This window comes from Methanosphaera sp. DEW79 (genome assembly GCF_003266085.1).
Classification (GTDB): Archaea; Methanobacteriota; Methanobacteria; order Methanobacteriales; family Methanobacteriaceae; genus Methanosphaera; species Methanosphaera stadtmanae.
Genome location: NZ_MUZW01000067.1, coordinates 1 through 10,022 on the forward strand (window position 1 = coordinate 1; position 10,022 = coordinate 10,022).

Below are 10,022 nucleotides of genomic sequence, written 5' to 3' on the forward strand. Positions count from 1 at the left end.
TGCAAGTACTAATGTACTACTTCCATTGTTATTTGTTGTTTTGAAGTTTGAGTTTTCTACTGTTACATAACTTGCATTATCTCTTATTGAGAATACTCCTACTCCTTGTCCAATTCTCTGGTTTTCTACTGTTACATTCACATTACTTACTGTAACATTAGTTGTATTTCTAACAAATACTTGTGTGTTGTAGAAGTTAAGATTGGATAATTGTGTTCCACTAGCTCCATGATCTATTATGAAAGCACTACCTGTTTCATTACCATAGTAACTACCAGANAGATTGTATTAAGGCTTAATGTATTGCCTTTTCCATCTATTGTTACTTGTTTGTTTAGTACATATGAATGGTTGTTACGTGTTATATTTGTTCCAAAGTTTATTTTAGAACCTGTTTGTACTTCATCTGTAAAACCATTACTTGTGAAATATGTATCAAAGTTATCATTATTTACTGTTATTTCACTATTTGTTTTTTTAGTATTTTTCATATTAGACTTAATAGTTTTTTTAGTTGTGTCACTTACTAATTTTTCACTATTAGTTTTAGTTATTGTTTTTGCTTCTGACTTCACTGTTTTAGTATCAGAAACAGTACTTGCAATACTACCTACACTAGTTGTATCTGCACTGATTGTATTATCAGATATAACAGAACTAGCTGTATTATTACCTGTATCTGCTGCACTAATTGCAGTTAATCCAATAAGTAAAACCATGAGAGTCATGACAAAAATAACTGATTTCTGATTTCTCATAAGTTATCACTTCTGATTTTAAAGACTTATTCAAAAAATATTAATGCTTATTTAACATTGTTTGAATAATAATTCTATATATATCAATTAATCAATATATACTTATTCAAAGTATTTTTTAACTAAAAAAAATAAGTATGGCCATAAACTTAAATTTAAACTATAAAAATCTATAAAAAAAGTTATTAAAAAATATAAAATAAAAAGTACACTAGAACATTTTCAGTATTCCAGGTACCATTCCATAAATAATAAGTACTACAAGTATCACAATAAAAAGACTGCTTATATACCTAGTTATGTGTTCTACTGTATTATCATTCAACTCATGGTGTGATATGAAATTTAATATCCAATTAAATCTTCTACTTATCCAACATCTAATACAACCAGGGAGAAACTTAGTGTATTTATTCAATGTTTGATTGAATTCCAATCTCCTATCAGGACGTATCTTCATTTTAAGTATTTCTTCTAAGATTAATCCACCATCTAATGGTTTCATTGGAAGAAGATTAAATGTTCCCACAGCAAAGTTTAGGAAAAATATTAGATAAAATATTTCCTCTAATTTAGATAATACTAGTGGCAATAACGTTCCATACTTCTTTTTAGCCACTGGTTCAATTATTTCATGCTGTTTTGCTCTAATACCAATATAGGATTTTGAACTATTATTAGGACTTTGACTAGCAGTTATATTATATGTTCCAGTATCTGTTGTAATGGATAAATTATCACCAATATGCATACCACTCAACGCCCTTGTATATGATGAAGTATTAGTTACAACATCACCATTAATCTTGTGTATAACCATACCTTCAGAGAGTATTGATTGAGAGGGACTTCCTGCCACCACACTACTTATCTCCATACCATCTGTTGTATAAATATTTTCTGATGCTAGAAAACCACCAATACCAGCAGTAATTACTAGTGCTATTAAACATAAACCTAAATTAAACATTGGTCCTGCAAAATACACCCGTAGTTTACTTATTCCATTTGCCCTTTCAAGTTCATCAGGATTTGGTTCTACAAATGCTCCAGGTATTATTGCAAGTAGTAGTAAACCTACAGAATCTATTGATATTCCCTCAACCCTTGCAAGTATTCCATGACCTCCCTCATGTATTACAAGTACTGTTGCAAGGGCAACAAGTCCCGTTGTAAAGGGTATGTATATGGGAGAACCTGGAATATCAACCCCTGGAAGTATTAGAGAAACTGTTGGTGTCTTAAACATCAATTGCAGTGACCATATAAGTGTTATTACCATCAATATTAGAAAGAAGATTCCAATAGGCATTCCAATATTCAAGTAGGCCTTCCACAGACGTGGACATCTATTTGCAATTCTATCAAGTACTCCCTTTAGTCTCTCAGTTTTAAGCATTAAAACTATTCCTTCCATGGTTATGTTGAATTTATCCTTTAGTAGAAATGCCAGTATCCATACTACTATAAATCCAATTGCATAATACCATAAAACATTCATAGAATATACTCCTTAATGTTATGCCATTTGTTTTTCTATTGTTGTTGTATTTTCTTTAGTTATTTTTTCAACACTACAATCTACCAGTACATCATTGTCATTAGATATTTTGAATCCGTCACTACATACACTACCTATAACAGAGTATGCTACGTTATTTTTAGATAATGCTTCTTCTATAGTAGTAAGTGCATCTTCTTTTACTGTTATAATAAACCTACTATTTGATTCAGAATATAATTTATCATCTTGTGATAATTCTGTTGTAGATGGTATGTTACTTATATTAACATTTACTCCTTTTTTAGATTTAATACTCATTAGAGCCAACGCTATTATAAGTCCTCCTTTTGATATATCATGTACTGAGGTTATGTTATCGTTATATTTAGGAATTAATTTCTCAATTGTGGTTGATACATTATAATTTTCTTCTAATCTTATTTTTGGTGGATAACCTTGTACCACGTTATGTATATGTTTGTAGTACTGTGAACCATCAAGTTCAGGATAGGTATTTCCCACCACCAATATAACATCACCATCATCTTTTAATGTCATTGTTTTAATCTTAGTATTTTCAACTACACCTACAGTTCCAACTATTGGTGATGGATTTACTGTTACTCCTTCTGTTTCATTGTAGAAACTTACATTTCCACTTATAAATGGTGTGTTAAATTTACCTGCAACATCACTCATACCACTTACAGCTTCTTTAAATTGCCAGAACACTTCTGGTTTTTCTGGATTTCCAAAGTTTAAACAATCGACTAATGCTATTGGTCTTGCACCCATACTTATTGCATTGTTTATTGATTCAAGTACTGCTGATGCTGCTCCATCATATGGATTTAATAGTACATGTGTACTGTTACAGTCAGTACCTATTGTAAATGATGTTTCATCATCTACTTTTATTACTGCTGCATCATCACCTGGTTTTACTATTGTTCTTAGTTGTACCTCATGATCATACTGACTATATACCCATTCTTTACTTGTAATATTTTCAGATGATAATAATTTATATAATGCCTCTTCTACATCAACTTCAGGTATTTCTACATCTTCTATTATTTTTTCTGGCTCTTTTGCTTCTCTTTCTATTATTGGTGCTTCTGTAAAGAGAATATTTGGTGCATGACATATTTCTTCTTCATCATCTTTTATAATAAATTCTCTTTTATCAATAATAGTTCCAATTATTGCATGGGCAAGGTCATGTTTTTTACATATTTCAAATGCCTTTTCTACATCAGATGAATCTATTGCAAATACCATACGTTCTTGTGATTCTGATAACATGATTTCATATGGTGTCATGTTTTCTTCTCGTAGAGGTATTTTATTCAAGTCAATTAATGAACCATTACCACCCTTATCTGCCATTTCTGATAGACAACAGGTAAGTCCTCCTCCACCTAGATCTTTTACTCCATGAATATCAAGTGTTTCAAGTAGTTCATATGTTGCTTCCATTACACGTTTTTTAGTAAATGGATCTGCAACTTGTACTGCTGGCCTATCCTCTACTTCAGAATTACTTGTTAATTCTTCAGATGCAAATGTTACACCATGTATTCCATCACGACCAGTTGTTCCACCCATAAGAAGATACACATCTCCTACTATTGGTGCACTTCCATATACTATTTCATCTTTTTTTACAAGTCCAGCACAGACAACATTTACCATTGGATTATATTGGAAGTTATCATCAAATTCTATTTCTCCACCAACTGTTGGTACTCCTATTCTATTACCATAGTCTGAAATTCCTTTAACAACATAATCAAATATGTATTTTGATCGTTGATTTGACATATGTCCAAATCTAAGTGCATCAAGAAGTACCACTGGTTTTGCACCCATACTTATAATATCTCTTACTATTCCACCAATTCCAGTTCCTGCACCACCATACGGTTCTACTGCAGATGGATGATTATGACTTTCCATACCTATAGCCAGAGCATATTCATCAGTTAGACTTACTATTCCTGCATCATCCCCCGGACCTAATATTACATCAGGCCCATCTGTTGGGAAGTTTCTAAGAATGGGTTTACTACTTTTATAGGAACAATGTTCTGAAAACATTACATCCATCATTCCCAATTCTAATTCATTAGGCTTTCTTCCTAATACTTCTTCTATATATTTTAATTCATCATCTGTTAAAACCATAAACTCATACAACCTATAAATTTTTTTATTCTTTTATTAATATTTTAAGTTGTTCTTCTTCTATTTTCCATTCTTTTACATACCCATCATCAACAATAGTTTCAAATTCTAGTTTATCAGTACGTACTTCATTTGAAATATATTCTTGATGAGCAATTACTGCATCTTTAAAGTCATTACTACATTCTACTGTTACATGAATATTTGCTTCCACATTTAAATCTAAATCTTTACGCATATCCTGTATACGACGAATAAGTTCCCTTGCCATTGCTTCTGAGTAGATTTCTGGTGTTAGTTCTGTATTTACATATACACTTCCATTTTCAAAGTCACAACTTACAAGATTTTCTGGTACTTCTTTTTCAAAGAGTATTTCCTCTTCAACAAGTGTTATATCCTTATCACCTAGTGTTACTACATATTCACCATTTTCTTGTAGTTGTTGTTGTACTTTAGCACCATCAACATCATCAGATTCAAAGTATTTTTTAACTCTTCCAAGATCTCCCCTAAGTTTTGGTCCTAGTATTGACATATTTGGTTTTGCAATTATTATTGCATTTTCTAGTTGTGATTCTATTATTATATCCTTAGTATTTGCTTGTTCTAAAAGTACACTTTTAAGTGAGGATATTGCTTCTTTTACACCATCATCTTCAGTCACTACTGTTATATTTTGTACAGGCCATCTTAGTTTAAATCTTGCAACATCCCTTGCATGAGCACTTGCCTCTAATATATCTCTTATGTATTTCATATTTTCTTCTAGTTTTGTATCGATTTTTTCACTAGAATATGTCCAGTCAAGCATGTGCACACTCTCTGGTGCATCTTCCTCAACTCCTCTTACGAGGTTTTGATAGATTTCTTCTGTTACATGAGGTGATATTGGTGCAAGTACCATTATTAAGTTTTTAAGAGTGTAGTATAATGTGTAGTATGCTCCTAATTTATCAGGATCATCACTTTCTACCCATGTTCTTCCACGTATAAGTCTTACATACCAACGACTTAAGTCTTCTAGTATGAAGTCGGTTATTTTTTCTGTTGCTCTGTTAAATACTAGTGATTCTATATCTTCACCCACAGATTTAATCAATGAATTTATACGTGATTCAATCCATAAATCTTCTTCACGGAATATTAAGTCATCCCTATTATGTTTTGTTGGATTAAAGTTATCCAAGCTCATATATGTTGTTGCAAAGTAGTATACATTCCATAGTATGTTAAATAGTTTTGATGAATTTTGTACTTCATCCCAGTGGAATTTAAGATCATCCCATGGTTTATTTGCATCAAGTAAATAGAATCTTAGTACATCTGCCCCATATTTTTCTATTACTTCCTCTGGACTTACAACATTTCCAAGGGATTTACTCATTTTCTTACCATCTTCATCAAGGGTAAATCCATGCATTAAAACCTTTTTATATGGTGCTTTTCCAAATGCTGCTACTCCAAGACCTAGTTGTGAATAGAACCATCCTCTTGTCTGGTCATGTCCTTCTGTTATAAAGTCATATGGGAACCATTCATCGAAGTTTTCTGATGGGTTTTGTGGATAATGAAGTGCTGCCCATCCTGCAACTCCCGAATCTATCCATACATCTAATACATCAGGTACTCTATGCATTGTACTTCCACATTCACATGGTATTGTTATATTATCAACATGTGGTCTGTGTACAAAGTCACCTTCTAGTGTATCATCACCAGATAATGTTTTAAGTTCTTCTTTTGAACCGATTACTACTTTACTACCACAATCAGAACATGTCCATATTGGAAGAGGTATTCCCCAATATCTTTGTCTGGATATAGTCCAATCTCTAGCATTTTCAACCCAATTTCTGAATCTACTTTCTCCAGCCCATGATGGTACCCATTCTACAGAATCTACTTGTTCAAGCATTTGATCTTTAATTTGTGTTACTTTAATAAACCATTGTTTTGTTGCAATGTAGATAATTGGTGTTTTACATCTCCAACAGAAACCTACTCTATGATCTATTGTTCCATAGTTAAGTAGAGCATTTGCATGTTCTAATTCATGAGTTATTCTATCATTTGCTTCATGTATTTCTAATCCTTCATACACTCCTGCATCAGAGGTGTAACATCCATCTTCCCCTACTGGACAGAATGGTTCTAATCCATTTTTTACACCTACTTCATAGTCCTCTGGACCATGACCTGGTGCTGTATGTACACATCCTGTACCTTCCTCTAGTGTTACATGAGTACCAAGTATTATTTTATGATTATGAGTTGATTGGTATGGTATGTTTTGACTTAATGGATGAATATATTCAAGTCCTTTAAGTGTTTCTCCTTTTAGAGTTTTTAGAATTGTTTTTTCAGTCTCACCAAATATTGATTCTATAAGTGCATCTGCTACTATAAATATTTCATCAGAATCAAGTTTATCATTATGTACTTTTACATAACTATAATCAAAGTCTGGATGAATACTTACAGCCAGGTTTGCTGGTATTGTCCATGGTGTTGTTGTCCATATGAGTACATATGATGGTATATCATATTCTTGTTTTTTAAGTTTGAATTTTACATAGATTGATGGATCTTGTTTATCACCATACTCAATTTCTGCATTTGCAAGTGCTGTTTGACAATGTGGACACCATGTTATTACACGTTTATCCTGTGTTAACAAGTCCCTTTTATCTGCTTGTTTTAATGTCCACCAACAAGATTCCATATATCCATTATCATATGTTACATATGGATCTTGCCAGTCCATCCACACACCCATTTGCTTAAATTGTTGAGTCATATCTTCTTTGTTTTTAATTGCAAATTCTTTACATTTTTCTACAAAGTTATCTATACCATACTTTTCTTCTATTTCTTGTTTACTTTTAATATCAAGTAATTCTTCCACCTTATGTTCTATTGGAAGACCATGAGTATCCCATCCTGCTTGTCTTCTTAAAGAGTATCCATTCATACTTTTATATCTTAAAAAAGAGTCTTTAATGGTTTTATTCCATGCTGTTCCAAGATGTATTCTTCCACTACAGTATGGCGGTCCATCAAGAAATGAATATTTTGGTCTGTTTTCTCTTTGTTTACTTGTTTTATTATATATATCATTTTCTTGCCAAAATGATTGTATTTTCTTTTCTAAATCCTTATTATACCCCTGTTCTACCTCATCTATTGGCATACAGTATCTCCTTTATAGTTTTTTATGGAATTATTCATAGAGTTTATGGTTTTTATTAATGAATAGATTCCCTTAATTTATACTGTTATATTTTATAACATTATATTCATTTATATATTTGTCATTACTAACAATTAATATATTAGGTTTTCAAATACATCACACCAATATTTTAATAAAAATATATAAAAATATATACAACAACATAACAAGGATGTTTTTAATTTGAAATATTTAATTATTAATGGTAGTCCAAGACATGGACATACATGGGAAATTGTAACTAGAGTAAAAAATACATTAAGTACCACCGATACAAATACAACTTTTACACATGTAGAATTAATTGATGAAAATATACCATATTGTAGAGGATGTTTTAGTTGTTTTGAAAATGGAGAAGACAGTTGTCCTGATAGTGATAAAATTGGACCTATTGTAGATAAGATACGAGAATGTGATGGGCTTATTATTACAAGTCCTGTTTATGCACTGCATATAACAGCACTTCTTAAAAACTTCATTGATCATGTTGCATATCTTTATCATAGACCTGAATTCTTTACAAAAAAAGCACTTATTATTTCCACCACTGCTGGTATGGGCCATAAAAAGGTTGGAAAGTTTCTTGATGAAACACTACGTAACTGGGGATTTAATGAAAGATTTAAGTTATGTCTTATTGATGTGCATGATACAAATGGATATCTTCCACTTAATATTAAAGAAAAGATTGATAAAACAACACTTAAATTCTACAATAGTATAGAATCTAAAAAATTAAAAAGTCCCTCAATGAATGCATTGTTTATGTATAATATGTGGAGGGCAATGGCTTATAACAATCACATACCATGTGATCATGATTTCTGGGTTGAAAATGACTTAATAAATCATGAATATCATCCAAGTATACCATGTAGTTTTATTAAAAAGATTCCATGTAAAATATTCTATAAATTAATGCTTGGATTTCTAAGTAAAAATAGTGTTAAAAAAGAAGAAGTTTAGAAGGTTCTTAATTTTCCTTCTAACATAAATTCTTTAATGTCTGTAATGTTTTCTAACCATTTATTTATGATTCTTGTTACATCTTCTTCTACATCATTAATTGAATATCCTTCTTCTGTTTGAATATGTGCTGTTGCTGTTCTTGGTTGATCTATAGGTTTTCCTATTTGACTTAATATAATCATATCTATACTTTTTACACCTTCAACATCACTTACTACTTCTCTTGTAATTTCATTGGATAATAAGTTATATATCTTTCCAACGTGATTTATTGGATTTTTACCAGATGTTGCTTCCATGGACATTGGCCTATTTGGTGTGATTAAACCATTTGCTCTGTTTCCTCTTCCTACAGAACCATCATCCCCCATTTCTGCACTTGTTCCTGTTACTGTTAAGTAGTAACCAGATTCATCTTTCTTAGTTTCATCATCAGCAGTATTTATTAATGTTTTAACTGAAAGATCTGTTTCTTTTGCTGCTAAGTCATTTACAATATTTTTAAGTTCATCTTTCATATTAAGGTATGCATCTACATCATCAACATATTTAGATACAAATGCTGCTGCAATAGTAAGGGTGATATCTTCTTTTTCACGTAAACCCATTACTTTTATATCTTCTCCTACAAATGGATATTGTTTTTTAAAGTCTTTACTATTTAGTAATTCCTCTGTTTTAAGTACAAGATTTTCTGTTTGTGAAAATGGTGCATATCCTACTCCAAATGATGTGTCATTTGAGGATGGTATTGTATTTGGTCTTTGGAAAACATCACGTAAATCTGCAGAACCTTGACCTATTTTACATTCTACTACTGTTCCATATTCAACATCAAGATTTATAATAGTATCTTGGAGGAATTTTTTTGCAGCTTCTATAGCTATTGTATCCACACCAATCTTTTTTGTTTCTCCACTTGGTAGTGTAAATTCATTTGCTGCTCTTCCTGTAAGTAGAATTTGTATAGGTTTTATTATTTGTCCTCCACCAAATTTAGGATCTGATTCACCAGCAGTTATTTGAACTTCATCAGTATTATGGTGTAAAACGTGCCCTGCTTTTTCTTTGTATGTCTGTGATAATACTCTACTTACTGCTTCTGCAATCCCATCACTTATACTGTCTGGATGACCTATACCTTTTCTTTCTACTACTTCTATCTCATTTTGTTCTATTGGTCTTTGTACTGCCTTTTCTATTTTTATATTACGCATTAGTACACCTCTATTTCAAGTTAAAATAAATTAATCATAGCTTATTAAAGTTATTTTATGCCCAGTCTAATTTTTTTATTTAAAAAAAAACTTGTTAAATATAATATATTATATTTCATTACTAAATATTTAATATTTCTTTTAAATTT

Annotated in this window: 5 protein-coding genes; 1 reads left to right on the forward strand and 4 read right to left on the reverse strand. The window is 31.2% G+C overall.

The features are described 5' to 3' along the window. Nucleotides 1–969 precede the first annotated feature (969 nt). The 3 genes from BZ132_RS07065 to ileS are packed head-to-tail and all read right to left on the reverse strand — an operon-like array spanning nt 970 to nt 7,642. The gene (locus BZ132_RS07065) at nt 970–2,259 is read right to left on the reverse strand and encodes a site-2 protease family protein (protein WP_112149753.1); all 1,290 of its coding nucleotides are present in this window, start codon (nt 2,257–2,259) and stop codon (nt 970–972) included. An 18-nt stretch (nt 2,260–2,277) separates the two neighbouring features. After that, a complete protein-coding gene (gene purL / locus BZ132_RS07070; RefSeq protein WP_329995232.1) occupies nt 2,278–4,461 on the reverse strand; it encodes a phosphoribosylformylglycinamidine synthase subunit PurL in 2,184 nt (727 codons plus the stop codon). Nucleotides 4,462–4,474: 13 nt separating this feature from the next. Continuing rightward, complete coding sequence (gene ileS / locus BZ132_RS07075) at nt 4,475–7,642, reverse strand: isoleucine--tRNA ligase (RefSeq protein ID WP_011407037.1); 3,168 nt, start codon at nt 7,640–7,642, stop codon at nt 4,475–4,477. A 225-nt stretch (nt 7,643–7,867) separates the two neighbouring features. On the opposite strand from ileS, the gene BZ132_RS07080 reads away from it, so the two are divergent. Beyond that, complete coding sequence (locus BZ132_RS07080; RefSeq protein ID WP_286940697.1) at nt 7,868–8,653, forward strand: NAD(P)H-dependent oxidoreductase; 786 nt, start codon at nt 7,868–7,870, stop codon at nt 8,651–8,653. Here BZ132_RS07080 and BZ132_RS07085 read toward each other — a convergent pair. Then, nucleotides 8,650–9,873: a methionine adenosyltransferase gene (locus tag BZ132_RS07085; protein ID WP_011407039.1), complete on the reverse strand. Its 1,224-nt coding sequence runs from the start codon at nt 9,871–9,873 to the stop codon at nt 8,650–8,652. The two genes, BZ132_RS07080 and BZ132_RS07085, sit on opposite strands and share 4 nt — an antisense overlap. Between the last annotated feature and the right edge of the window lie 149 nt (nt 9,874–10,022).